Below are 26,274 nucleotides of genomic sequence, written 5' to 3' on the forward strand. Positions count from 1 at the left end.
TAGCGGCGCAATTTATTGCGCAAAAAACAGCGGCGCAGCGGTCGGATTAGCGCGATAAATCGCGCCGCTACGATGCGGTGCGCTCAGCGAGCATGGCGATTGAATCAGCCCGTGCCGTCACGTCAGATTAAAATACCGGTCCCAATCCAGGAGCGCTTGCAACGGCGCTGTAATAACCTTCCGCACAAACCGTAGCGGCGCGATTTATTGCGCAAGAAAACAGCGGTGCAGCGGTCGGATTAGCGCAATAAATCGCGCCGCTACGATGCGGTGCGCTCAGCGGGCATGGCGATTGAATCAGCCCGTGCCGTCACGTCAGATTAAAATACCTGTCCGGCTGGCTCGCTGCCGGCAGCGGGAAATCGTTGTTCATCGCTTTCAGATTGCGTTCGATATTCACGCACAGCGCGTCCAGCGGCAGGTGATTGGGCGCGGTGCCGAACGGATCTTCCAGCTCCTCCGCCAGCGACTCCAGTGACAAAAAGGTATACGAAATAAACACCGACACCAGCGGCGTCATCAGGTGCAAATCCGCCACCAGCGCGAACGGCAGCAGGGTGCAGAACAGATACACCGTGCGGTGCAGAATCAGGCTGTAGGCGAAGGGAATCGGTGTGCTGGCCAGCCGGTCGCAGCCACCCAGATACGCCGACAGATGGTTAAGGTTGTCATCAATACTCTGCCAGACGATATCCGTCACTAAACCCTCATCACGCCGCTGCGCCAGCCATTCGCCCATGCATAACATGATTTGCGAGGTCGGCATCGGATGGCCGAGCACCGCGGCGTGCCACGCGGGCGGCAGCAGCCGCTGCAGATCGGCCTGGGCATCGGTTTTACGCAGCCGGTGTTTCAGGCTCCAGCTAAACGCCAGCTGCAGCCCGATAAACTCCTGCACCTGTTCCGCACGCAGTCCGCGCAGCGTTTTCACCTGGCGCAGCAGCGAGCGCTGAGTAATGTGCATATTGCCCCACAGCGTGCGCGCCTCGATAAAGCGCGCGTAGCTGGCATTATTGCGAAAGCCAAGAAAGATGGCGATCGACACGCCAATCAGGCTGAATGGTGCGGTGGTCAGGTGAATGCCGAGCGTGGAATACCAGGGATAACCCAGTATGGCGATCACTGACATCAGCAGGTTAAGCGACAGGCGGAACGCAATGCGAGACAGCACAGAGCCGTGCCAGTCAAACAACCGGAGAAACCAGTGTTGATGAGGACGTACGATCATTTTGCGATGGTGTTTTTTATGATTTTGTCGCCACAGATTACGCCCGTCGCAGGCGCAGAATCAACGTTGGTGAGCCACTGTTTTACCAGCAAAAACGCTGCGCTTGAGTGAATTAATCCATTTAAATCAATCTTCTAAAAACGCTTTGAACAAGTTGTAAAATTCTTTGCGTTATCTCTTTGTCCGCGCTTTCTCTAAAGTTTATTCCAGCAGCACAACACACAAATTTAAAACCACTTTAGAGGAAACTATCATGTCTAAACTCGACCTGCTTGACCCACAGAACTCAACCCTGATCTTCATCGACCACCAGCCACAGATGGCGTTTGGTGTCGCCAATATTGACCGCCAGCAGCTCAAAAATAACACCGTCGCCCTGGCGAAAGCGGGGAAAATTTTCGACGTGCCGGTGATTTACACCTCGGTAGAAACGGAAAGCTTCAGCGGCTACATCTGGCCAGAACTGCTGGCGGTGCATCCGGAATCGAAGCCGATTGAGCGTACCTCCATGAACTCCTGGGAAGACGCGAAATTTGTCGAGGCGGTAGAGAAAACCGGCCGCAAAAAACTGATCATCTCGGCGCTGTGGACCGAAGTGTGCCTGACCTTCCCGGCCCTGATGGCGCTGAAAGCCGGTTACGAAGTGTATGTGGTGACCGATACCTCCGGCGGCACCAGTGTTGATGCGCACGAACGTTCCGTGCAGCGCATGGTGCAGGCGGGTGCGGTGCCGGTGACCTGGCAGCAGGTGCTGCTGGAGTACCAGCGCGACTGGTCACGCAAAGAGACCTACGATGCGGTGATGGATCTGGTGCGTGAGCACAGCGGTGCCTACGGCATGGGCGTCGACTACGCCTACACCATGGTGCACAAAGCGCCGCAGCGTCAGGGCTGATTCAGCGGTGGTGCGGCAGGCGGGTTTTCAATGCGTCGATAAACAGCCGCAGCGCCATCGACTGATGCCGGTTCGGCGGGAACCACAGCGCGATTCCCGCCGACTGAATGCGCCAGTCGGCCAGCAGCTCCACTAATTTCCCCTGCTGCAGTGCCTCGCTAACGTACAGTGAAGGCACGAACGCAATGCCTGAACCGTTGATGGCCGCGCGCGCCATCAGCGCGTTATTGTCTAACGTCAGCGTACCCGGCACGTCAATCTCCAGACTTTCTTCCGCACTCTGATACTCCCAGCGATAGCGTTTGCCCCCGGGCAGGCGATGACGAATACACTGCTGCTGCAGTAAATCCTGCGGCTGACGCACCGGCGCGTGCACCGCCAGATAGTCGGGCGAGGCCACGGTAACGAAGGTCAGCGGGCCGCCGAGCGCAATAGCCACCATATCCTGCGGCACATCCTCAATCAGCCGGATGCCGGCATCAAACCCGGCGGCGGTGATATCCACCAGCGCGCCCTGGGCGGAGAAATCAAGCTGGATGCCGGGGTAGCGCGCGCTGAACTCGGGCACCACCTGATCCAGCAGCAGGCCAATCACCACATCGCTGGCGCTGATGCGCAGCGTACCGTACTGCTGCTGGCGGCTCAGGCTGACGTCGTGCAGCACCTCATCCATCTGATTGAGCAGCGGCGCGAGGCGCTGTAATAGCTGCTCACCGGCGTCGGTCAGCGACACGCTGCGTGTGGTGCGCTGAAACAACTGCACGCCGAGGTTGTGCTCCAGCGTTTTCACCAGGTGGCTGAGCGAAGAGCGCTTCAGGCCAAGCAGCTCGGCGGCGCGCCGAAAGCTGCGCTGCTCGCCCAGCGTTTTGATCGCCTGCAGTTCGTGCCAGGAGGGGCGTTTCATTGGTGGTATTTCCTCACCAGGTCATGTGCGATTGGGGAGATTATGACCACCAGTAAAGCGATCTATCATCAGGTTTTCAACATGAGGAGCGCAAAATGAAAACCTGGTTAATTACCGGTGCCAGCAGCGGACTGGGCCGACTGATGAGTGAACGTTTACTTGAGCGCGGCGATCGCGTGGTGGCAACGGTGCGCCGCGAGCAGGCGCTGGCCGATTTGCAGCAGCAATATGGCGATCGGCTGCTGGTGATGCGGCTGGATCTGGCCGAAACGGCCAGTATCGCACCGGCCATCGCCAGCGCCTTTGCCCGCGTCGGGCGTATTGATGTGGTGGTAAGCAACGCCGCTTACGGTCTGTTTGGCGCGGCGGAAGAGCTCAGCGACGCGCAGATTGCACGCCAGATCGCCACCAATCTCACCGGATCGATCCAGCTGATTCGCGCCGTCATCCCGCATTTGCGCCAGCAGGGCGGTGGCCGCATTGCGCAGATCTCGTCCGAAGGCGGCCAGGTGGCGTATCCCAATTTCAGCCTGTATCACGCCAGCAAATGGGGCATTGAAGGTTTTGTCGAAGCGGTGCGCCAGGAAGTCGCCAGCTTTGGCATCGAGCTGCTGCTGGTGGAGCCGGGCCCGACCGTCACTAACTTCGCCAGCGGGCTGGATATCGCCGCGCCGCTCGACGCCTATCGTGATAACGCATCCGGTCAGTTCCGTCGGGCGATTGAAGCGGGTGACTTTGCTATATTGGGTGATGCCGGAAAATGCGTGGCGGCCACGCTGGCGACGCTGGATCAGGAAACGATGCCGCTGCGGCTGGCGCTGGGCAGCACGGCCTATCAGCACATCGAAGCCGCGCTGGAAGCCCGGCTGGCAGAACTGCGCGCGCAGAGAGCGCTGGCGTTTGGCGCGGATGCGTAACTTTGCCGTGTAACCTGGTTGCGCAGACCGTTATTAATGGCGGTCTGCGGCTGGTTAACACGGACTGGCTGACATCGTTGTCTCTTTTATTTACCTTAACCATAAAAACGATTTTTATTTTCGTTTTTAACGATATGCTTCAATAGATATTGGCATTTATCAACAACATTGCGGGCATTTTTAAACCCCTGTTCAATCACCGCAATATTTAATACATGGTCGTCATGGTTAAACTGCATTGGTTCGGTATCGCACATGTTCCAGGCACGCGTTGTCGCTTCTGTCCAGTGATGAACGCTTTCTCCGGACCAGGCAATATTCTCTTTAAGCATTCTCACTGGGTTCCCGCCCCAGCAGCTATTGGAGTGTATCGTTTTCCCCGCCACCAGACTCATGGCACCAATTACGCTGCCGGAGTGGATCGAGGAACCTTTTAAAATCATCGCGTTTTGTCCGATCCACACGTGATCGCCGATATAAATGCTACGGGAATGATTGATGCGCTGATTATCCGCAATGTTATATATCAGATGAGGATCGGCGGTTCGCATCCAGATACCAAAGGAGAGACAACAATGATTGCCAATGATGATATTTTTTTCTTCTGAGAGAATCAGCGTTAACTTTTCATTGAAGTAATTATGTCTGCCGATGAAGCAGACCGAATTTGAGAATGCAATTATTTTAACGATGTAGGGTATCGCACTTTGGCTCAAATAAATGATTGAATTATCCGCCCGAAAATCCACTACGGAATCCTGCAGGACTACGCCCTCCTCACATATCAGAATATTGTTCTTACCATGAAAATTAATCTGGCTATTGATGAGTGTCGGTTCTTTACCGAGAAATTTGTTACCTTCAATAAGCCTGAGCTGCTCTGGATGTAATATTGTCATTTTTCGCTACGTGAGTCGGGATGGCCGTTTTCAAAGCGGCCTGAATCACGTCGATATTAAGCGTTGGGCATCAGAACAGCAGGCTGTGCGCCGTGGCGCGCAGCGCAATGCCGAGCAAAATGCCGGGCACGGCGAAGCGGAACAGGCGCGGAAAACGGCTGGAGAGCCCGAGGAAAATGCCGATGCCGGGCAGGTCGAAGGTCTGAATCAGCAGGCCTGCCGCGGCGTTGATGTTGTGCGCACTGTACTGCCCCTGTTCGACCAGTCCGGCAACCACGCCGTAATAGGCGGTACCGCCGGCCAGGCATTTGGTCAGCGCAGGCAGCACATACACCTCGGCGATATGCAGTTTGTGTAACAGCGGTGCCAGCAGCTGCGTCAGCAGCTCAATGGCGCCGGCACTCTTCAGGATGCCCACTACCGACAAGGAAAGGATCAGCATCGGCAGCGAACCGAGCGCGAGGCGAATGGCGTCGGCACCCGAGGTGTTGATGATGGCGATCAGTCCCGGCTTCGTGTCGCTGTTCTCCACGCCCTGGTCTTCATCGCGCAGCGCGACGTCGGAAAGTTTGCGGGCAAAAAAATGATAGGTTGAGGCGGCCGCCAGCACGCCGCCGCTGATGGAGAACAGCAGCGCGGCGCTCCAGTTGAGCCCGTCAGGAATCAGCGGATAAAAGGCGTTGGCCTGGCCCATCGCAAACAGCATCGCCAGCGTGGCCGCCATATGGCGGTCTGAAGTGCCGCGCTTCTCCATGATCGCCAGCGCGGCGAGCGGTGCGGCAAAACTGACAAAATTCAACTGGATGAGTGCGAACAGCGCCAGGCCGGTAATCCCCAGCGGCTTCAGTAACGGCGTGGCGTGGCGCACGACAAAATCCAGCACGCCTTTCACTTCGAGGTATTTCATGATGAATAGCATCACCACCATGATGGGAATCAGGGTGTAAAGCGCGACGTCGACCGCAGCTTTGCCCGACTCCATAATTATGCTGATGATATTCACGTGCTGACGTCGTCCCGTTACCGCAAAACGCTGGCCGCCGGGCCAGCAAAGCAAAAATCATAGCGGGTATGCGCGCTGTTGAGTAGTCAGCAAACAAAAAAGCCCCCAGGCGGGGGCTGCGATGATGGCGCGGAGGCGGTGTTAGCGCATGGTGACGAACTCTTCCGCCGCCGTCGGGTGAATCGCCACGGTGTTGTCGAAGTCTTTTTTGGTGGCGCCCATCTTCAGCGCCACCGCAAAGCCCTGCAGCATCTCATCCATGCCGTTGCCGATACCGTGAATACCCACAATCTTCTCTTCCGGCCCCACGCATACCAGCTTCATGCGGCACGGCTGACGGTGCTGGGTCACCGCGGTATACATGGCGGTGAACGACGATTTGTACACTTTTACCTGGTCGTCGCCATACTGCTCACGCGCCTGCGGTTCGGTCAGACCGACGGTGCCAATCGGCGGATGGCTGAACACCACGGTGGGAACGTTGCTGTAGTCGAGATGCTCGTCCGGCTTGTTATTAAACAGGCGTTCGGACAGGCGACGGCCTGCCGCCACGGCCACCGGCGTCAGCTCGACCGCACCGGTGTTATCACCCACCGCATAGATGCCTTTGACGTTGGTGTTCTGGAACTTGTCGACCTGAATGTAGCCTTTGTCATTCAGCGCCACACCGGTCACCGCCAGGTTGAGGTTATCGGTGGCGGGCTCGCGGCCAATCGCCCACACCAGGCAATCCACCGTCTGCTGCTGGCCGTTTTCCAGCTGCAGCGTCAGGCTGCCGTCAGCATTCCTGATCACCGCTTTCGGGATCGATTCGGTGTGCAGCGTCGGACCTTCCGCCTGCATCACTTCAACCAGCGTTTCAACAATCAGCGGGTCGAAGCTGCGCAGCGGCGCATGCTGACGCACAAACAGGTGAGTTTCTGCGCCCAGCGCATTCACCACGCCGGCCAGCTCTACCGCAATATAGCCTGCGCCTACCACCGCAACGCGTTTTGGCAGCGCGTCCAGCTCAAAGAAGCCGTCGGAATCGATGCCGTACTCTGCGCCCGGCACCTGCGGATGGCTGGGACGACCGCCGGTGGCGATCAGTATATGGTCGGCAGTAATGGTCTCGCCGTTCACTTCCACCGTGTGGGCATCGACAAAGCGCGCGAATCCTTTGATCACTTCCACCTTGTTTTTACCCAGCACGTTGTCGTACGAGGTGTGGATACGGTCGATGTAGGCGCTGCGATTTTTCACCAGCGTTGACCAGTCAAAGCGATTAACGGTGGTATCAAAGCCGTAATCCGGACCGTACAGGTGAATTGCTTCGGCGATTTGTGCCGCATGCCACATCACTTTCTTCGGTACACAGCCGACGTTGACGCAAGTGCCGCCCAGCTCTTTCGCTTCGATCAGCGCGCACTTCTGGCCATACATCGCCGCACGGTTAATGGAGGCGATACCGCCGCTGCCGCCGCCAATGGCGAGGTAATCAAAATGTCTGGTCATCCGTTGTGTCCATCTGTTGGAGGAAAACTGGCATAGAGTGTAACGCCGCTTCAGTTACCGGCGCAAAGTTTGCACCTATGTATGTAATAGGGTTGAATGCCGGCAAGGGGTTGGCTTAAAGGAACTTATCATGCACCTGACATTTCTTGGTACCGGCGCGGGCGCGCCCAGCCTGCAGCGCAACGTCACGGCCATTGCGCTGACGCTGTCGAAGCGCGGCGAGACCTGGCTGTTCGACTGTGGCGAAGCGACGCAGCATCAGTTTATGCGATCGGCGCTTAAGCCCGGCAAGCTGGAAAAAATCTTTATTACCCATTTGCATGGCGATCACATCTTTGGCCTGCCGGGTCTGCTCACCAGCCGTTCGATGGCGGGCCTGACCGAGCCGATGACGCTGTACGGTCCGAAAGGATTGCGCCAGTTTGTCGAGACTGCGCTCAGCCTGAGTGGCTCTTATACCGGCTATCCGCTGGAGATTGTCGAGATCGAAGCCGGTCTGGTGCTGGATAACGGTGAGTTTCGCGTCACTGCTTATGCGCTAAACCACGTGGTTGAGTGCTATGGCTACCGCATCGAACAGCATGATAAGCCGGGCTTCCTTGACGCACCGCGCCTGAAGGCGGAAGGTGTGCCGCGCGGCCCGTGGTATCAGGATCTGAAACAGGGCAAACGCATCACGCTGGAAGATGGCCGCGAGATCAACGGCGCCGACTATCTTGGCCCGTCCACCAAAGGCAAAGTGCTGGCGATCTTCGGCGATACCGGCCCCACCGAGGTGGCGTTGCAGCTGGCGGCGAACGCCGATGTGATGGTGCATGAAACCACGCTGGAAGCGGCGATGGCGGAAAAAGCCAACGGGCGCGGCCACTCCACTACGGTGCAGGCGGCCAGCGTGGCACAGCGCGCTGGCGCAAAACGCATGATCGCTACGCACTTTAGCTCGCGCTATTTGTCGCAGGATCGGGAAAGGCTGCTGGCAGAGTGCCAGTCGGTTTTTCCGGCCACCGAACTGGCGCATGATTTTGCGATATTTGAGGTGTAGCGCTTATTCCGGCACGATTTGCGTCACGCTGTAGTGACCGGTGCCGGCGGGCACCAGTTTCTGGTGCAGCCACGGCAGCAGCTCTTCCATCTGCGCTTTCAGCTTCCACGGCGGGTTGATGACAATCATCCCGGACGCAGTCATGCCGCGCTGATCGCTGTCCGGACGCACTGCCAGCTCGATCTGCAGAATATTGCGGATGCCGGTGGCTTCCAGATCCTTCAGCATGTGCTTGATCTGCTGGCGCAACACCACCGGATACCACAGCGCATAGACGCCGGTGGCGAAACGTTTGTGACCTTCCTGAATGCCTTTCACCACATCCTGATAATCGCTTTTCATTTCGTACGGCGGGTCGATAAGGATCAGACCGCGACGAGTCGGTGGCGGCAGTTTGGCCTTCAACTGCTGATAACCATCCGCGCGTTCAACGCGGGCGCGCGCATCTTTACTGAACTCACTGCGCAGCAGCGGGTAATCGGTCGGATGCAGTTCGGTGAGCTGCAGCTTATCCTCGTCGCGCAGCAGATGGCGGGCGATCAGCGGCGAGCCAGGGTAATAGCGCAGCGTGCCGGTTGGGTTGAGGTTGCGAATCGCCGCCAGATAGGGCTTCAGCAGCGCTGGTGCGTCCGGCTGCTGCCAGATACGCGCAATGCCTTCCAGATATTCGCCGGTACGTTCGGCGTGCTCACCGCTCAGCTGGTAACGTCCGGCACCGGCGTGGGTGTCCAGATAGAGGAAAGGTTTCTCCTTCTCCATCAGGGCGGTGAGGATCAGGCTTTCAACGGTGTGTTTCAGCACGTCGGCGTGGTTGCCGGCATGAAAACTGTGGCGATAACTCAGCATAAAAAAGAGGGGTCCGCGGTTGGATCAATGAAGTCGAATAGATCGTGTGTGGCGCGATTATAGCCGCGCCGCATAAAAATTGCTGACGTTTTACCATCCGCTTAAGTTTTCAGCGCCCGGGTCGCTTTAGCGGAATGCGACCGGTCTGGTAGAGAACTAATTTCACTTAGGGATAATTCGACTCTCGAAATTTTACCGCAGATTAAGTAAGTTAGTAGCCGAAAACGAAGCGGTCGCGAGCGAAATGCCAGGAATGCGTCTCTGGCAAGGAAACTTTTCGGCCATGGCCGTATAATTTTTTGCTTCAAGCATCCTTAATAACTCCTGGTGACAATAATGAAAAAAATGACTGGTATCGCGGTGGCAAGCCTGCTGGCACTGGCCGGCTGCGCGAAACAACAGCCTGTTCATAGCCTGGTAACGCCGCCCGCCGCCGACGCTCAGCCGATGGCTGAATCCGCTGCACGGCCTGACGGCCAGCCGTTTGTAACCGAAGCGCCAGCTCAGCCGGCCGCTGCCTCGTTCGCTGACGATCGCGCCAGCAACATTCAGCAGTGCCGTAAAGAGCTGGATGCGATGCGTCTCTACAGCCAGGCGTCTTATGACAGCTACCAGGCGGAATTCCAGAAAATTGGCGCGCAGACCAACAAATATCTGCAGATTAAAGATTCGATCGGCGCGGATATTAACGATTTAGTCATGCCGCGCTATCAGTTCCAGATCCGTGAACTGTGCTTCCGCATTAAAACCCGTCTGTCACAGCTGATTATTCGCCAGGCCGGTTAACAATAACGGCGTAAGCCGACCCCTTTTTTAACAGCGCGACAACCTCGCGCGGTGGATGGCTTCATCTCAATTAACATATTGAGATGAGGCCTTTTGTTTCTTAGCGGCAAGGAGCCGCGACTGGAGGTTTTGATGACACAGCGTCATCTGCTGGCGGTGCTGATTAGCGCGGCCTTACTGCTACCCGGACAGGCCGCGTCAGCGGCTGATGATGACATGCTGCGCGCGTTCAGCGAAGCAGCGCGCACCCTGCCGCCGGCACCGGCAGCAAAACCACAGCCACCTGCAAAACCGGCCGCTAAACCGGCGGCGAAAACCGTCAGCAAGGCAGAGAAAAAAGCCGCAACAGCGCCCGATCACAGTGCGGAACTGACGCGTCTGCGCCTCCGCGTGGCGGAACTCGAAAAGCTGTCTGCGGCACCTGCGGTGAAAGCGGACGATGCGTTAAAGGCGCAGCTGGCTGCCAGCGACAAAAAACTGGCAGCGCTCAGCGCGGAGAAGCAGCAGCAGGAGAAAAACATCGCCACGCTGCAGCAGGCGCTGAAAGAGGCACAGCAGCAGCAAAGCGCCGGCAGTGCCCAGCTGACGAAACAGCTCAGCGACGCGCGCGCGGCGGCCACCCAGAGCGCCGATGCGCTTAAAGCGTTGAAAGCGGAAAACGACAAGGCGCTGGCGGCGTTGCAGGCTGAGAGCAAAAAGCAGCTCAGCGCCCAGCAGGCCGGGAACGATAAAAAACTGGCAGCGCTCAGCGTGGAGAAGCAGCAGCAGGAGAAAAACATCGCCACGCTGCAGCAGGCGCTGAAAGAGGCACAGCAGCAGCAAAGTGCCGGCATCGCCCAGTTGACGAAGCAGCTCAGCGACGCGCGCGCGGCGGCCACCCAGAGCGCCGATGCGCTTAAAGCGCTGAAAGCGGAAAACGACAAGGCACTGGCGGCGCTGCAGGCAGAGAGCAAAAAGCAGCTCAGCGCCCAGCAGGCGGAGAGCGACAAAAAGCTGGCGGCATTACAGGCTGAAAGCAAGCAGCAGCTCAGCGCACAACAGGCTGAGAGCGCCCAAAAACTGGCCGCGCTGCAGACGCAGCAGGCCGAGCGTGAAAAACAACTCGCCGCGCTGCAGACGCAGCAGGCCGAGCGTGAAAAACAACTCGCCGCGCTGGATAGCGAAAAACAGCAGCAGGCGCACAACCTGGCGCAGCTGACGCGGGAACTGGAGGCGGCGAAGCAGCAACCGGCCGCCGCGCCGAAACTTTCTGCCCCGAAGAGCGATGCCGAACGCGATGGCTACACGCTGGGTCAGTTCATCGCCAGCAATGCGGTGGTGCAGCTGCAGATGGTCAAAGACATCGGCCTCAGCATCAGTATGGATCAGCTGATTGCCGGCTTAACCACCCAGCTGCAAAGCGGTGATTCGCTGCTTGATGGCGAAGAGATGGCGCGCCGTTACGCCACTATGCAGGCCTCCATTGGCAAAGGACTGAACGCACTGATTGAAAAAGGTTACGCGCAGCTGGACAAGAAAGTGGCGAAGCGTAAAGCGCTGAAGAAAGATCTCGGCATGCAGTGGTTTGCGGTGAAAAGCGTGAAAGGCAAACTGCTGCCGGACCAGCAGGCGGCGGTCAGCGTCCGCGTTACCACCCTGAGCGGCAAGGTAATCAATGATTTTTCGCACGATCAGGTGCCGTTCAACGACAGCCTGCCGCCACTGTTGCAGGAGGGCATGTCACTGACCGGTAAAGGCGGCGCAGTGGAAGGCTGGGCGCTGGCGAAAGATATTTACGAGCGCGAGCCGCTGCCACCGTGGGTTGCGCCGTATGATGTGATCCATTATCAGCTGGCCATCAAATAACCTCTGGCCCGCCGTCTGGCGGGCTTTTTTTTCAACATTGCGCGATAAATCGTGCCGCTACCGATACGTGCACTTATTGTAGCGGCGCGATTCATCGCGCGTTTTTCTCTCTGCCCTTGCGGGTGGCATTGATTTTCCCCTCGTCTGGCCGCATGTTAGTAAAATTGCGCCGCGCCCCTGCGCGCGGCCCCACTCCATGATGAAAGGACTGCGCTTATGACCAATCCGTTACTCACGCCTTTTACGCTACCGCCTTTTTCCGCCATCAAACCTGAGCACGTGGTTCCCGCTGTAACTGAAGCGCTGAACGACTGTCGCGCGGCGGTGGAGCGCGTAGTGGCGCAGGGCGCGCCTTACACCTGGGAAAATTTAGTCCAGCCACTGGCGGAAGTGGACGATCGACTGGGCCGCATCTTCTCGCCGGTCAGCCATCTCAACTCGGTAAAAAACAGCCCGGAACTGCGCGAAGCCTACGAGCAGACGCTGCCGCTGCTGTCCGAATACAGCACCTGGGTGGGCCAGCACGAAGGCCTGTATCAGGCGTATCGCAACCTGCGTGAGGGCGAGAGCTACGCACAGCTGGATACCGCGCAGAAGAAAGCGGTGGATAACAGCCTGCGCGACTTTGAGCTGTCCGGTATCGGCCTCGATAAACAGAAACAGAAACGCTATGGCGAGATCGCCGCGCGCCTCTCCGAGCTGGGATCGGCTTACAGCAACAACGTGCTGGACGCCACCATGGGCTGGAGCAAACTGATCACCGACGAAGCCGAGCTGGCGGGCATGCCGGAGAGCGCACTGGCCGCGGCCAAAGCGCAGGCGGAAGCCAAACAGCAGGAAGGCTGGCTGCTGACGCTGGATATCCCGAGCTATCTGCCGGTGATGACCTACTGCGATAACGCCGCGCTGCGTGAAGAGATGTATCGCGCCTATTCCACCCGTGCCTCCGATCAGGGCCCGAACGCCGGTAAATGGGACAACGGCCCGATCATGGCGGAAGAGCTGGCGCTGCGCCACGAGCTGGCCGAGCTGCTGGGCTTTGACTCGTTCGCCGACAAATCGCTGGCAACCAAAATGGCGGAAAGCCCGTCTCAGGTGATCGACTTCCTGAACGACCTCGCCAAACGCGCGCGCCCGCAGGGTGAAAAAGAGCTGGCGCAGCTGCGTGCCTTCGCCAAAAAAGAGTTTGGCGTGGATGACATGAATCCGTGGGATCTCACCTATTACGGCGAGAAGCAGAAGCAGCATCTGTACACCATCAGCGACGAACAGCTGCGTCCGTACTTCCCGGAATCACGCGCGGTGAACGGCCTGTTTGAAGTGGTGAAGCGCATTTATGGCATCACCGCCAAAGAGCGTACCGACGTGGATGTTTATCATCCGGACGTGCGTTTCTTCGACCTGTACGACGAGAGCGGCGAGCTGCGTGGCAGCTTCTACCTCGACCTTTACGCGCGCGAGCACAAGCGCGGCGGCGCGTGGATGGATGACTGCGTCGGGCAGATGCGCAAAGCCGATGGCAGTCTGCAGAAGCCGGTGGCGTACCTGACCTGTAACTTCAATCGCCCGGTACAGGGCAAACCGGCGCTGTTCACTCACGATGAAGTGACCACACTGTTCCACGAGTTCGGCCACGGCCTGCACCACATGCTGACGCGCATCGAAGCGCCGGGCGTATCCGGCATCAACGGCGTGCCTTGGGATGCGGTCGAGCTGCCGAGCCAGTTTATGGAAAACTGGTGCTGGGAGCCGGAAGCGCTGGCGTTCATCTCCGGCCATTACGAAACCGGTGAGCCGCTGCCGAAAGCGCTGCTGGATAAAATGCTGGCGGCGAAGAACTATCAGGCGGCGCTGTTCATTTTGCGTCAGCTGGAGTTCGGCCTGTTCGATTTCCGTCTGCACACCGAGTTCGATCCGGCGCAGGGCGCGCAAATCCTCGAAACCCTGCGTGAAGTGAAAAAGCAGGTTGCCGTGGTGCCGAGTCCGGAGTGGGGCCGCTTCCCGCACGCCTTCAGCCACGTGTTTGCCGGTGGCTACGCGGCGGGTTACTACAGCTATCTGTGGGCCGACGTGCTGGCTGCCGATGCCTATTCGCGCTTCGAAGAAGAGGGCATCTTCAACCGTCAGACCGGTCAGTCGTTCCTCGACAACATCCTGACGCGCGGCGGTTCCGAAGAGCCGATGGAGCTGTTCAAGCGCTTCCGCGGCCGTGAACCGCAGCTGGATGCGATGCTGGAACACTACGGAATTCAGGGATAAGCCTGCTTGTGAAGATCGGTTTAGTGGATGAAACAGGCGCCGGAGACGGCGCCTTATTACATTTGGCGCAGCGCTGGGGGCTGGAGCAGGACGACAGCGCCACGCTGGCGCTGGTGCTGACAGCGCAGCATCTGGAGCTGCGTAAAGTGGACGAGCCGAAGCTCGGTGGCATCTTTGTCGATTTCGTTTCCGGCGCGATGGCGCACCGGCGCAAATTTGGCGGCGGACGCGGCGAAGCGGTGGCGAAAGCGGTGGGCATCAAAGGGGATTATCTGCCCGACGTGGTGGATGCGACGGCGGGGCTGGGACGTGATGCCTTTGTGCTGGCCGCGCTGGGCTGTCGCGTGCGTATGCTGGAGCGTCATCCGGTGGTCGCGGCGCTGCTGGAAGATGGTTTGCGGCGTGGTTATGAAGATGCGGAGATCGGCGGCTGGCTGCGCGAGCGGCTGACGCTGCTGCATGTGGTCAGCCAGCAGGCGCTGAGTGATATCACGCCGGCACCGGACGTGGTGTATCTCGACCCGATGTATCCGCACCGGCAGAAAAGCGCGCTGGTGAAGAAGGAGATGCGGGTGTTTCAGTCGCTGGTGGGGCCGGACGAGGATGCCGATGCGCTGCTCGAACCGGCGCGCCGTCTGGCGAAGAAGCGCATCGTGGTGAAGCGCCCGGATTACGCACCGCCGCTGGCCGGCGTCGCCACCCAATCGGCGGTGGTGACCAAAAGCCACCGTTTCGATATTTATCCGCCGTTGGTTCAGGCGGTGCGGCAATAAAACAGGTCGGCATTAATGCCGACCCTACAGCGTTAATGTTCATTGCAGGTTCGCCATTGATGGTGACCGAATCGCACCGTATCCTGCAGGTTCGCCATTCATGGCGACCGAATCGCACCGTATCCTGTAGGGTCGCCATTCATGGCGACCGAATCGCACCGTATCCCTGCAGGGTCGCCATTGAGGGCGACCGAATCCGGTCCCGGCGACCCCACGCCTCGCGGTTATTCCTCTTCCTCATCGCGCAGCGGCACAATCAGCATATCGATATGCACGGTATTGATCAGCTGGCGCGCTGACGACATCAGCTTGCTCCAGAAATCCTGATGGTGTCCGCACACCACCAAATCGACATCGTATTTTTTAATCGCGTCCACCAGCACCTGGCCGAGATCGCCGCTGCCGCTCAGGGTTTCGCTAATCGGGTAACCGGCGTTGGTGGAGAGCTCGCGCAGCGCGGTATGTGTCTCTTCCGAAATACGCTTCTGCATGTCGCCGAGGTTGACGTCAATCAGCCCGGTGTAGAGATCTGAATAGTTCACGTCAACGTGAATCAGCGAGATTTTTGCATCATAAGGACGGGCCAGTGATACCGCTTTATCAACCAGTAACTGGCTTTCCGGGGAAAGGTCTACTGCAATCAGGATGTGTTTATAAGCCATGATAAAACTCCTTTCTCAAGATTCTGGGGCAACCCGAATTTCTGCCGTTCGGCTGGCGTAATCCTTTGCGCGTAACGGCGATGAAGCGCCACCAACCACAATGTCAGCCACGCAGGCGAATAATTGTTATATCCCGAGTATAGCCAGAGTAGGTAGCAAATGCTGCAAACCGAAGCCCGGCTGTGAGTCAGATCATGGGTTATCGCTTTTTTCGCTCGCGCTGAACGAAAATCATCGCTGGAAAAAATTTAAACAGATCTCCTACACTGAAAATGAGGGCCACTCCCGTCCGGGTAGCGCGCTCAGGTCCGCATAACAACAATGCAATTCGATTCATCTGTGGCTGGCTTATTTCCCGTGGGGCGTCTGCAGCTTTTCCCCGCTGCAGGTAACGTCATTGCGGCTCCAGCCGGGAGGGGAACATGATCAGCACTATCGCGCTTTTTTGGGCTCTGTGTGTGGTTTGTCTGGTGAATATGGCGCGTTACTTCTCATCGTTGCGCTCACTGCTGGCGGTGCTGCGCGGGTGCGATCCGTTGCTGTATCAGTATGTTGATGGTGCCGGTTTCTTTACGTCCCACGGTCAGCCGAGCAAGCAGGTGCGGCTGGTGCGCTATATCTGGGAGAAACGCTATCGCGATCATCACGACGATGAATTTATTCGTCGCTGCGAGCGGGTGCGCGGTCAGTTTGTTCTGACCAGCGGGCTGTGTTTTCTGGTGGTGGTGAGCCTGATCGCCTTAGCGATTTGGCACTGAGAGGGGGAGCGGGTTCTGTCGCGGCGCGCTGTGTTGTATTCGCAACGCACTACGACAGAACCCTGCAACGCTGAAGCGTTAAATCAGCTTCAGCGCAATCCAGTACAGCGAGCCAGACAGCAAAATACACACCGGCAGGGTGAATACCCAGGCCATCGCGATATTTTTGATGGTGCGGCTTTGCAGACCGCCGCCATCTACCAGCATGGTACCGGCAACCGACGATGACAGAATGTGCGTGGTCGAAACCGGCATCCCGGTGTAGCTGGCGATACCAATCGACACCGCCGCCGTTACCTGGGCCGACATGCCCTGCGCATACGTCATGCCTTTTTTACCGATCTTCTCGCCGATGGTGGTCGCCACGCGGCGCCAGCCAATCATGGTACCGATGCCGAGCGCCAGCGCGACCGCCACGATAATCCATACCGGCGCATACTCGATGGTGCCGAGCAGATCGCCTTTCAGCTTATTGAGGAAGCGCTTATCGTCGGCGCTGGTCTCCGGCAGCTTAGCGGCTTTGTCCGCGGTGTCGGAGATGCACAGCAGCAGACGACGCATCTGACCGCGCTGGTCAGGCGTGAGATCGCTGTAGCTCTGCAGGTTACCCAGCAGACCCTGCGCACGGTTAATCGCATCGAGCGCACGGGAGCTATCACAATGGAACTCCTGCGGGCCGCCGAGCGACTCTTCCGGCGTCGGCACCGCCGGTGGCGCCATCTGCACGATGTGCGTCAGCGACTGGCCGTGCTGCTGGTAATACTGCTCCAGATGGTTCACCGCATCGCGCGTACGGGTGATGTCATAACCGGAGGCATTCATATTCACCACAAAGCCCGCCGGCGCGACGCCAATCAGCACCAGCATGATCAGGCCGATGCCTTTCTGACCGTCGTTGGCACCGTGCGAATAGCTCACGCCAATGGCGGAGACAATCAGCGCGATACGCGTCCAGAACGGCGGCTTTTTCTTGCCGTCGATCTTTTCGCGGTCAGCGGGCGTCATGTGGATGCGAGCCCGTTTTTTGGTGCTGCTCCAGTAGCGACGCAGCAGGAAAATCAGGCCACCCGCAATGATCAGACCAACGATCGGCGACAGAATCAGGGAGAGGAAAATATTGATGACTTTCGGCAGGTTCAGCGCATCCACCACCGACGTGCCGGTCATCAGCGCATTGGTGAGACCAATACCGATGATGGCGCCGATCAGCGTGTGCGAACTGGACGCCGGTAAGCCGAGATACCAGGTACCGAGGTTCCAGATAATCGCCGCCAGCAACATGGAGAACACCATGGCGAGCCCATGCGCCGAACCGACATTCAACAGCAAATCGGTTGGCAGCATATGCACGATGGCATAGGCCACGCTCAAACCGCCGAGCAGCACACCTAAGAAGTTGAACACACCGGCCATCACAACCGCCAGTTGCGCCCGCATCGCACGGGTGTAAATGACTGTAGCGACCGCGTTGGCAGTGTCGTGAAAGCCGTTGATTGCTTCGTAAAACAACACAAACAGCAGAGCAAGAACCAATAACAGGCCGGTGCTTAGGTCAAGACCAGCAAACAGATGTAGCATAAACGTTACGCCATTTTGGAGGACATGAACGCGGCGCATTATCTGCGACAACGTGCGCTATGGGAAAGAAAAATATAGCTCTTTTTTGTCTTAAATTTGTCATCCGGCAGGTAATTAATGGCAAAAAGACCGCAAAATGAGCAAGTTACAATATGACACATTTACGGCAATTTTTTGTCGCTGGCGCGAAAAGCCGCAGATCTCTACAATCAGCGCCTTTAAATCAGGTGGGTTAAGACAGTGGAAAAGTTTGACGTTATCATCATTGGTGCAGGCGCGGCCGGCATGTTCTGCGCGGCGCAGGCCGGGCAATTGGGCCGTCGCGTGCTGCTGCTGGATAACGGCAAGAAGGCAGGGCGTAAAATCCTGATGTCCGGCGGCGGCCGCTGCAACTTCACTAATCTGTACACCGAACCGGCGGCGTATCTGTCGCATAATCCGCACTTCTGCAAATCGGCGCTGGCGCGCTACACCCAGTGGGATTTCATCGATCTGGTTAATCGTCACGGCATCGCCTGGCACGAGAAAACTCTTGGCCAGCTGTTCTGCGATGATTCGGCGCAGCAGATTGTTGATCTGCTGCTGAAGGAGTGTGAAGCCGGCCAGGTGACGCTGCGACTGCGCAGCGAAGTGCTGAGCGTGGCGCGCGACGACGACGGTTATACGCTGCAGCTGAATGGCTCGGCGGTTCGCGCGGACAAGCTGGTGATCGCCAGCGGTGGTCTGTCGATGCCGGGACTGGGGGCAACACCGTTCGGTTATAAGGTGGCGGAACAGTTTGGGCTGCGCGTCCATCCGACGCGCGCCGCGCTGGTGCCATTTACGCTGCATAAGCCGCTGCTGGAGCAGCTGAACACGCTTTCCGGCGTGGCGCTGCCGACCACCATCACCGCTCAGGACGGCACGCTGTTTAAAGAGGCGATGCTGTTTACCCACCGCGGCCTGTCCGGTCCGGCGGTACTGCAGATCTCCAGCTACTGGCAGCCGGGCGAGTTTGTCACCGTCAACCTGTCGCCGGAGACCGCGTTGGACGATTTTATCGACGTGCAGCGTGCGGCGCATCCCAACCTCAGCCTGAAAAATAGCCTGGCGAAGATCCTGCCAAAGCGGCTGGTGGAAGTATTGCAGGAGCTGCAGCAGATTCCCGACGTGACGCTGAAGCAGCTTAACAGCAAGCAGCAGAGCGAGCTGGTGACCACGCTGCACCAGTGGCGCGTGCAGCCAAACGGCACCGAAGGCTATCGCACCGCCGAAGTGACGCTGGGCGGCGTGGATACCACGCAGCTGTCGTCAAAGACCATGGAAGCGCGCGACGTGCCAGGGCTCTATTTCATCGGCGAAGTGGTGGACGTGACGGGCTGGCTCGGCGGCTACAATTTCCAGTGGGCGTGGAGCTCAGCGTGGGCGTGCGCGCAGGCGGTTTAATGGTTTGAATTCAGAGTGGTTTTTTCCCTCACCCTAACCCTCTCCCGCAAGCGGGAGAGGGAACTGGCTGGTGCTGGTAGGGGAAAGGGAGCTGGCTGGTGCGCCAGGGTGTCATCGGTCATCTTTAGCCTTTGCCTGCGTGCCTTTCATACTTTTCACCCGCTGCACCTTCCTGGTTCTCTCATGTTACGCACTGCCTTCCCCGCCCGCAGCGGACCGCTCCCTCTCCCGCGTGCGGGAGAGGGCCGGGGTGAGGGCAAACCCAAACTCAAACTCAAACCCAAACCCAAACCCAAACCCAAACCCAAACCCAAACCCAAACCCAAACGACTAAGAATCTCCCCCATTTGTCAGACTGCACTGACCGGCGCGTAGGCCAGGTCTCATTAACCTTAAACCTGCCAGTCCTTAAAATAGCCTGAGGCCAGCCGATCAGCACAGGGGAAGCGCAGGGATGAAAGACGCATACATGGATTGGTTCATTCACCACTTTATTCAGCCGCCGCGCCAGGCGCGCGTGCGTTTGCTGGCTTATACCGGCGGGCCGGTGGCCGCGCATCAGCTGGCGAACAGCCTGCCGCGCTGGCTCAATAACGATGTGCAGCACCTGCGACGCGGCATGATGCGCGAGTATCGCGCGCAGATTAACGGCATGGCGCATTTTCCGGCGCTGGTGACGGATTTCAATGACGCGCGCACGCTGGCGCTGGGGGAACTGCAGCCGCAAAAGGGAGGGCGTATGCTGGTGATCAGTCCCGGCGCCGGGCTGTTCTTTCTGTTTCAGCCGCAGGGCGGTGGACGCGTAGGGCGTGTCGCTTAACGCGCTGCGGTACCCTGTCAGCCAGACAGTGGCACCGCAGCAAAAGGCACGCTGAACGCGTGCCAGATAAGGATCAGAACTGCCAGCGCAGGCCTGCGCTGCCGCTCCACGGTGATGTCAGCTTATCGCCATGGCTCCAGCTGGCGTCCGCATACAGCGCAACATCGCGCGTCAGTGAGACGTTAACGCCCGCGCCCAGCTCCAGACGTTGGCCCGCAAGGTTGCTGTTCATGCGTTGATCGTTAACGCTGACGGCATTATCGCGCACCAGCTCCTGCGCCAGCGCGGCGCGCAGCCACGGCTGCACTTTGCCGCCGTTCTCCAGCGCCATCTCGCGTCCACCGGTCAGGTTCAGCGTTGCCAGGCGCGATCCGCCAGACGCCGCCTTCGCCGCCAGATCGTTACTCAGGCGGTATGCTTTACCCTGCACCCACAGCGAGGAGAACTGCAGTGATGGCTCGGCGAACCAGCCGTTCTGATAGTTAAACTTGCGGCCCAGCTCCAGCGAGGCGCCAAATCCGGCGGTCTGATAGCTGCCGCTGGCCTTGCTGCCATCAGACATACGCGCGTCGGCGCGGTTGCTGAAGTTGTTGGCTTTCACCACCGCATCGGCGAACCAGCCGTCATTCAGTAGCCAGGTGTGATAGCCACCAATATAGAAACTGTTGATGGTGCCCTGGCTGCCGCCGCTGAAGGCCAGCCGGCTTTTGCTGATGCCGCTGAACACGCCGAGCAGGCGCTGGCCATAACCGGTGGTTTTGGCGCTATCGACGCCCATCGCCACGCCCTGCATCTGCTGGCGCCACGCCACGCCGCTGCGCGCGTTGATACGCCAGTCATTGCCGATGACGCGTGTCCAGGCGCCGCCCTGCGCTGCGCTGTCGCGCACTTCGCCAAGACGGGTACGCAGATTGGTCAGCTCGCTGTACCAGGCGATCGGCGCGGCGTTAAACAGTGCGGTAACTGTGGCGGCGGAAGGCGTTGGCAGCGGCTGCTCGTCCTCATCGTGCTTCTGCGCCAGTACCCAGTCCTGGCCGCGCTGCTCCAGCTGATACTGCCACGCGCCGGCATCGACCACGCCGTGCTCCAGCGCAAAGTGGGCATCGCCGCCGCCGGTAGTCACCACCGTCAGCGCCGCGTCGCTTTGCTGCGGTTCGCGCCCGCTGTTACTAATCCCCAGCCGATGATCGCCGCTGGCAGCACCCGCGACACGAATCAGATCGCCCTGCAATGCTGCCAGATCGGTGTTCAGGTGATAGCTGCCGTTGCCGCTCAGCGTCTGCACATCCAGCGTGCTGAAGCCGCTGGCCTGCGGGGCAAAGCTCACGTTGCCGTCGCTGTGCAGCGTATTAAGCGTTGAGCTGGCGCGGAGCTGCCACTGGCTGCTGGCGTCGAGCGTCAGGCTATTGGCACCCTGAACGCTGCCGCTCAGCTGTGAGGCGTTGCTCAGCGCCAGTGCCACCCGGCTGGCGGCGTCGGCGCGGACGTCGCCTTGCAGGCTTACATGGTTATCCGCGTTCAGCGTCACTTCTGACGGCAGCGTACCGCTCGCCACGTCCAGCAGCGCGTCGCCGCCCTGCAGCTGGCTGCCGTTGGTCAGCGTAATGTCAGCGTTGCTGTTGGTCACTTTGATGGCCGCACCCTGCTGGCTGACGATTTGCGTGCTGTCGAGCGTTACCGTGCTGCTGTCACCGTTGCTGTTAGCGTTCACCAGCAAACCCGCCGCCTGCTGGCCTGCGGTGCTGAGCATGCTGTGCTGCAGCTGCATGCTGCCAGAGCGCACCCAGGCACCGTGCGCGCCGGCGCCTTCAGTTTTAACATCGACCTGTTTACCGCTGATCGCCGAGCCCGGATAGGCCAGCAGGCCAGTGGCGGAATCACCGGCGGTGCGTACCTGAGTATTGGCCAGATTGATGTTGCCGCCGCGCGCGGCAAACACGCCGATGGCGCCGGAGCCGTGGGTTTCTACCGTCATATTCTGCGCATCAACCTGCGCTTCGCTGTACAGACCATAGCTGCCGGCTCCCTGCGTGCTGAGCGCGACATTTTCCAGCGTGGCGTTGCCAAATTGCGCGTGAAACGCGTGTGCGTTGTTGCCCTGGCTGCTGAAGCGACTGTCCTGCGCATGGGCGGAGGCGCTCTCCGAGGCGATCCACAGCGTGTGCGCGTTATCACCGTGGGTGTTAAAGCTGCCGCCGAGCAGCGTGGCGGTCGAGCGATTGTTGACGTTGACCGCCATGCCGCTTTGCGTGTCGACCGTAACGTTATTGAGCAGCACATCGCCGCCCAGCGTATATACGCCGTCGCCGGCATCGGTGACGATCTGGCTGTCGCTTAGCGTCACGCTGCCGCGTCCGCTGCTGCCCTGCGGGTTATAGATTTCGATGCCGCGATGACGATCGCTGACGTTGATCGCCACCTGGCTGCCGTTCAGCGTAACGTTGCCCAGTTCGATTGCCGCACGTGTGCCGGCACCGCTCAGTTCAATGGTCACATCGCTGAGCGCCGCGCGCGCATTGCCGCGTCCGCCACCGCCCAGCGCTAATCCGCCGCCATTTTCACCGCTGGCGCTGATGCGGCTGTCGCGCAGCGTCAGCTGGCCCTGGCTGAGGGTAACGCCGGTGGCATCGCGCCCGCGGCTGCTGAGCGTGACATCCGTCAGGGTGACCTCGCTGTTGCCGCTGGCCATCACGCCGGCGCTGCTGTCGCCCAGCGTGCTGATACTGCCGCCGCGCATGATGAATTGTCCGTCGCTGAGGTTCGCGCCGTGCGCCATCACGCCGTCAGTGGCGAGATGGGCGCCATCCAGTTCGATGCGTCCGCCGTTCAGTGCCTGCGCCGCATACAGCAGGCTACCGGTGGTGACGAAGTTCAGGCCGGGCACGGCGGTGGTGAGCAGGCTGCCGGCGCCGCTGGCCAGCAGCGGATAGTCACGCGCGCTGCGTGATTCGTAGCCGCTGGTCGCTGCGACTTTGGCACCGTCGAGCGCCTGCCACGCTGAGGCCGCCTGCGCACCGCTGGCAACCAGTAGCGCCAGCGCGCAGCTGTAAGAGAGAGGGGAAAGTCGGAAGTGTGCCATGTCTGTTCTCCTTGTGATGGCGTAAAAAAACGGGCGCATCAGTGCGCCCGTTGCGGGAATGGCGGAGCGGTGCAGCGCGGGGTTAGCGCAGCAGCTCCAGGGTAAGTCGTGCTTCGCTACTGCTGAGCTGGGTGGCGCGCGCCGCGCTCTCCGGCAGCAGCGGCGTGATCTCAACCTGCGCGGTAAAGGTTTTGCCCTGCTGGATCGCGCCACCGCGCACCGCGACAAAAGTTTCACCGGGTTGCAACGCAATGCTGTTGCTGCTGGTGGCCTGCGCATTGCCGCTGCGCAGCAGCTCTGCGGGCTGGCCGTCAACGCGGGCATTAAAGAGGCGAATCTTCACGCTGCCGCGTTCGCCATAGCGAAATGCCCCGTTCTGCGCGCGATCGCCGCGCAGTGCCAGCTTCATCGTTTGGCTGTAGGGGCAGGCCACCGCCAGCGTCAGTTCACGGGTACCGGGCGAGAGCTGACCGGCTCCTGCTTCATCCAGCTGATAGCGGGTCTGGTTGCCAAAATTAATCTCTGGCATGCCCAGTGATAAACTGCACTGGCTGTCCTGCAGCATCGGCGGCAGGCTGGCGAGCGCGTTCTGGCACAGCAGCAGCGCTAACGCCAGCGCTGAAAAAGGGTATTTCATGGGTTTGCTTCCTTATCAGCTACATTGCGCGCTGGCGGTTTCATACAGGCTCGCTTCGGTAGGTTTTGGCGGCAATGTCAGGTCGAAACTGCACAGCGTTTCGCCACCGACCTGCACATCCATCCTGCCGCCATCGCCGGCATCCGGGATAAATACCGCACCGTCGGCACCGACAGCGGTCACGAACAGGTTCTGTGGATTAAATACGCTGGCACCGTACGGCAGCGGTTTACCGGCTTTGTCTGTCACATCCACCAGCACGCGGCGGGTGCGCACTACGTCAAAGGCGATATAACTCACCGAGCCACGCGCGGCGCTGGTTTCCTGCAGCGCATTGACGATATCGACGTTCTTTTTTAGGCTGCGCGTATCAATTTGCACGTCAGAGCGGCGGAAGCTGTTCAGTGACGGAATCACCGCGTAGCCCCGGCCATCGGTCCAGGACGGGCCGCCAGGCGTTTCAATGCGCACACCGCTTTCATCACCGACTTTGGCGATGCCGAAGGTATCGCTGATGCGATACGGCGACAGCGTGACGCCATGTTGGTGCATTGCCACGCCGCCGCTGGCACGCATCGACCAGCTGGTATTGCCGTCATTGCTATTGCTCAGGCTGCCGCCGAGCTGACTGACCGGCGTCACCATATCCATCGCACCGGTGACGCTGTTGCGCTGGCTGTGGAAATCTCGCTCGCTGCTCAGCGACCAGCTGCGATCCTGGCTCAGGCGATTGCTGTAACGCATACCGGCCCGGCTGCCGTTGCGCTGGCTGTGGTTCACGTAGCTGCTGACGGTTTGCGCATCGCCGAACGGGATGTTGAGGGTCATATAAATACGATTGTCCGGCGTGCTGTAGCGGCCGCCGTTATCCCGTGAGGCATTGATGCTCAGATAGGCGCGGTCAAACGATTTCGTCCACCCCGCGTTCAGGTAGTTGATACTGTCACCGTCGAAGGTGCGGCTGCGCGCCCACGACAGCGACAGCGAACCGTAATCATCCAGCGCCCAGCCGATACCCGCACCGAACTGGTCGCGCGCGCGGCTGCGGTTATCCTGCTGGTCACGCTGCAGGCTGTCGCTGAGTTCGCGATAGCCGCTGGTTTGCCGGCTGGCATTGAAACTTAAGCTCACCCGTTCACTCAGCTGCTGGCTCAGCGAGGCATCCAGTGCCACGCCGCGATTACCGTGCTGCGCATCGTCCGCCAGCGTGGTTTGCAGACGGGTAATGGTGCTGTCCAGCGGCTGACTGGTCACGCTCGCCGCTACGGCACGCCACGGATTAGAGCCCATCACGCCGGCTGTTAAGCTATTACGCGGCGACAGGCGCCAGCCGCGCGAGGCGGTAGCCAGCCACGGAGCTTCAGCGCTACCGTTTTGCTCCAGTTTACCGATGCCCACCGACAGGCCATTGGCGCTGGCGGCGCTAAGCGGTAGCGAAGCGGCTGGCACGACAAATTCACGTTTATCGCCCTGGCTGCCGGTCACGGTCACCTGCAGATCGCTGCGGGTGTTCAGCAGCGAAAAGCCTTCCAGCCGGAACGGGCCGGCCGGCACCGTGGTGCTGAACACCAGCGCGCCAGACTGACGCACTTCCACCACCGAGGCGCTGCTGGCGATGCCCTCCACCAGACCAGCACCGCCCTGTTTTTCCAGTGACAGCTCGGGAAACAGCTGCATGCCCAGCACCTGTCCGCTGCCGAACAGTGAGTTGGCAAGGTTAATCTGACCGGCCTGCAACACTTTCTGTGATGCCGCCAGCGTGCGCTGTGCGTAGGCCGCCTGATGACGCAGGGAGGTTTCACCGTTAAAGCGCGTCAATATCTGACGACTGCGCACAATCCAGTCGCTGAAATTCATCCCGGCCTCGCTGTACAGCTGCATAAAATTGACGCCGGCTAAACGGCCAGCCGAATCCATATACTGCGCATCATAGTTAACCAGGCCGGCGACACCGCCGTGCTGCCAGTCGCCGCTGTTATTGGCGGCCGCTAATGCCTGCTGCGGCACAATCAGCGTCAGACGTTCTTCACCGGGGTCAGCGTGCAGTTCCGCCTGCGGCCACAGGCTGTTCAGGCTGATGCGTTCACCATCGGATAAACTTTTGGGCACCACCAGCTTCGCCTGCTGCAGAAACGCGCGATCGATACAGGGCTCACCGTGCTCGTCGAAATGGACGCGAATGCGGCCGCGTTCGCTGCCGTTAACGCGCAGATTGACGGTGTTATCACCGGCCATAAAACGTGGTGCGTCTTTAAAATGCGCCGCCAGACGTGGATCGACGCCGCGAGCCTGCAGTGAGGCCAGGTCAAATTCTACCGGCTCTGCACCCTGGGCGGAAAAGCTGCCCAGCGCCTGCATCAGAGAGATAGCAAGTAAGCTGGGACGCAAAGTACGGGGTTTATTTTTATTATGCTGTGGCACGGT

At 59.4% G+C, this 26,274-nt stretch carries 21 protein-coding genes; 10 read left to right on the forward strand and 11 right to left on the reverse strand.

Annotation, left to right across the window (positions count from 1 at the left end; translation table 11 throughout):
* Positions 1-310: 310 nt before the first annotated feature.
* A complete protein-coding gene (locus tag C1Y43_RS22785; protein ID WP_031279808.1) occupies positions 311-1,228 on the reverse strand; it encodes a bestrophin family protein in 918 nt (305 codons plus the stop codon).
* 253 nt (positions 1,229-1,481) lie between these two features.
* Between C1Y43_RS22785 and C1Y43_RS22790 the strand changes: the two genes are divergently transcribed.
* The gene (locus C1Y43_RS22790) at positions 1,482-2,123 is read left to right on the forward strand and encodes a hydrolase (protein WP_021508093.1); all 642 of its coding nucleotides are present in this window, start codon (positions 1,482-1,484) and stop codon (positions 2,121-2,123) included.
* A gap of 1 nt (position 2,124) precedes the next feature.
* Here C1Y43_RS22790 and C1Y43_RS22795 read toward each other — a convergent pair whose 3' ends face one another.
* Positions 2,125-3,027 carry a LysR substrate-binding domain-containing protein gene (locus tag C1Y43_RS22795; RefSeq protein WP_104189809.1) on the reverse strand — a complete coding sequence of 301 codons (903 nt, stop codon included), beginning with the start codon at positions 3,025-3,027 and terminating at the stop codon, positions 2,125-2,127.
* 95 nt (positions 3,028-3,122) lie between these two features.
* Here C1Y43_RS22795 and C1Y43_RS22800 point away from each other — a divergent pair, with 95 nt between their 5' ends.
* Complete coding sequence (locus C1Y43_RS22800; RefSeq protein WP_104094181.1) at positions 3,123-3,944, forward strand: SDR family oxidoreductase; 822 nt, start codon at positions 3,123-3,125, stop codon at positions 3,942-3,944.
* Between the two features lie 95 nt (positions 3,945-4,039).
* On the opposite strand, the gene C1Y43_RS22805 is transcribed toward C1Y43_RS22800, so the two are convergent.
* The 3 genes from C1Y43_RS22805 to gorA all read right to left on the reverse strand — a co-directional run bounded on the left by C1Y43_RS22805 (position 4,040) and on the right by gorA (position 7,340).
* Positions 4,040-4,843: a hypothetical protein gene (locus C1Y43_RS22805; RefSeq protein WP_059012346.1), complete on the reverse strand. Its 804-nt coding sequence runs from the start codon at positions 4,841-4,843 to the stop codon at positions 4,040-4,042.
* Positions 4,844-4,913: 70 nt separating this feature from the next.
* On the reverse strand, positions 4,914-5,846 hold the full coding sequence (locus tag C1Y43_RS22810; protein WP_031279810.1) for a nucleoside recognition domain-containing protein: 933 nt from the start codon (positions 5,844-5,846) through the stop codon (positions 4,914-4,916).
* Between the two features lie 141 nt (positions 5,847-5,987).
* Entirely contained in the window at positions 5,988-7,340 is a 1,353-nt protein-coding gene (gorA, locus tag C1Y43_RS22815; RefSeq protein WP_021508098.1) for a glutathione-disulfide reductase, read from the reverse strand.
* Between the two features lie 130 nt (positions 7,341-7,470).
* Between gorA and rnz the strand changes: the two genes are divergently transcribed.
* Positions 7,471-8,382, forward strand: coding sequence for a ribonuclease Z (rnz, locus tag C1Y43_RS22820; protein WP_021508099.1), 912 nt, complete (start codon positions 7,471-7,473; stop codon positions 8,380-8,382).
* A 3-nt stretch (positions 8,383-8,385) separates the two neighbouring features.
* Here the strand turns inward: rnz and C1Y43_RS22825 are convergent, their stop codons facing one another.
* Entirely contained in the window at positions 8,386-9,228 is an 843-nt protein-coding gene (locus tag C1Y43_RS22825; RefSeq protein ID WP_021508100.1) for a 23S rRNA (adenine(2030)-N(6))-methyltransferase RlmJ, read from the reverse strand.
* A 336-nt stretch (positions 9,229-9,564) separates the two neighbouring features.
* On the opposite strand from C1Y43_RS22825, the gene C1Y43_RS24020 reads away from it, so the two are divergent.
* The 4 genes from C1Y43_RS24020 to rsmJ all read left to right on the forward strand — a co-directional run bounded on the left by C1Y43_RS24020 (position 9,565) and on the right by rsmJ (position 14,891).
* A complete protein-coding gene (locus C1Y43_RS24020; protein ID WP_021508101.1) occupies positions 9,565-10,014 on the forward strand; it encodes a hypothetical protein in 450 nt (149 codons plus the stop codon).
* A gap of 132 nt (positions 10,015-10,146) precedes the next feature.
* Positions 10,147-11,859, forward strand: a complete 1,713-nt coding sequence (locus tag C1Y43_RS22835) for a hypothetical protein (RefSeq protein WP_104189811.1) — start codon at positions 10,147-10,149, stop codon at positions 11,857-11,859.
* A 216-nt stretch (positions 11,860-12,075) separates the two neighbouring features.
* Positions 12,076-14,118 (forward strand): oligopeptidase A, encoded by a 2,043-nt coding sequence (gene prlC / locus C1Y43_RS22840; RefSeq protein ID WP_104189813.1) that lies wholly within the window; start codon positions 12,076-12,078, stop codon positions 14,116-14,118.
* An 8-nt stretch (positions 14,119-14,126) separates the two neighbouring features.
* The gene (gene rsmJ, locus C1Y43_RS22845; protein WP_058770936.1) at positions 14,127-14,891 is read left to right on the forward strand and encodes a 16S rRNA (guanine(1516)-N(2))-methyltransferase RsmJ; all 765 of its coding nucleotides are present in this window, start codon (positions 14,127-14,129) and stop codon (positions 14,889-14,891) included.
* Positions 14,892-15,115: 224 nt separating this feature from the next.
* Here rsmJ and uspA read toward each other — a convergent pair whose 3' ends face one another.
* Positions 15,116-15,553: a universal stress protein UspA gene (gene uspA / locus C1Y43_RS22850; protein WP_021508107.1), complete on the reverse strand. Its 438-nt coding sequence runs from the start codon at positions 15,551-15,553 to the stop codon at positions 15,116-15,118.
* A gap of 422 nt (positions 15,554-15,975) precedes the next feature.
* On the opposite strand from uspA, the gene uspB reads away from it, so the two are divergent.
* Positions 15,976-16,311 (forward strand): universal stress protein UspB, encoded by a 336-nt coding sequence (gene uspB / locus C1Y43_RS22855; protein WP_010618665.1) that lies wholly within the window; start codon positions 15,976-15,978, stop codon positions 16,309-16,311.
* 78 nt (positions 16,312-16,389) lie between these two features.
* Here uspB and pitA read toward each other — a convergent pair whose 3' ends face one another.
* On the reverse strand, positions 16,390-17,889 hold the full coding sequence (pitA, locus tag C1Y43_RS22860) for an inorganic phosphate transporter PitA (RefSeq protein WP_021508108.1): 1,500 nt from the start codon (positions 17,887-17,889) through the stop codon (positions 16,390-16,392).
* 240 nt (positions 17,890-18,129) lie between these two features.
* On the opposite strand from pitA, the gene C1Y43_RS22865 reads away from it, so the two are divergent.
* Positions 18,130-19,314 carry an NAD(P)/FAD-dependent oxidoreductase gene (locus C1Y43_RS22865; protein ID WP_072209711.1) on the forward strand — a complete coding sequence of 395 codons (1,185 nt, stop codon included), beginning with the start codon at positions 18,130-18,132 and terminating at the stop codon, positions 19,312-19,314.
* Positions 19,315-19,783: 469 nt separating this feature from the next.
* Positions 19,784-20,134 carry a hypothetical protein gene (locus C1Y43_RS22875; RefSeq protein WP_127834695.1) on the forward strand — a complete coding sequence of 117 codons (351 nt, stop codon included), beginning with the start codon at positions 19,784-19,786 and terminating at the stop codon, positions 20,132-20,134.
* 73 nt (positions 20,135-20,207) lie between these two features.
* On the opposite strand, the gene C1Y43_RS22880 is transcribed toward C1Y43_RS22875, so the two are convergent.
* The 3 genes from C1Y43_RS22880 to C1Y43_RS22885 all read right to left on the reverse strand — a co-directional run bounded on the left by C1Y43_RS22880 (position 20,208) and on the right by C1Y43_RS22885 (position 26,271).
* The gene (locus C1Y43_RS22880) at positions 20,208-23,213 is read right to left on the reverse strand and encodes an autotransporter outer membrane beta-barrel domain-containing protein (protein ID WP_158252678.1); all 3,006 of its coding nucleotides are present in this window, start codon (positions 23,211-23,213) and stop codon (positions 20,208-20,210) included.
* Positions 23,214-23,295: 82 nt separating this feature from the next.
* Entirely contained in the window at positions 23,296-23,850 is a 555-nt protein-coding gene (locus tag C1Y43_RS23860; protein WP_058770939.1) for a hypothetical protein, read from the reverse strand.
* A gap of 15 nt (positions 23,851-23,865) precedes the next feature.
* A complete protein-coding gene (locus C1Y43_RS22885) occupies positions 23,866-26,271 on the reverse strand; it encodes a fimbria/pilus outer membrane usher protein (protein WP_306460753.1) in 2,406 nt (801 codons plus the stop codon).
* Between the last annotated feature and the right edge of the window lie 3 nt (positions 26,272-26,274).

Source organism: Pantoea sp. ICBG 828 (assembly GCF_002928355.1).
Classification (GTDB): Bacteria; Pseudomonadota; Gammaproteobacteria; order Enterobacterales; family Enterobacteriaceae; genus Pantoea; species Pantoea dispersa.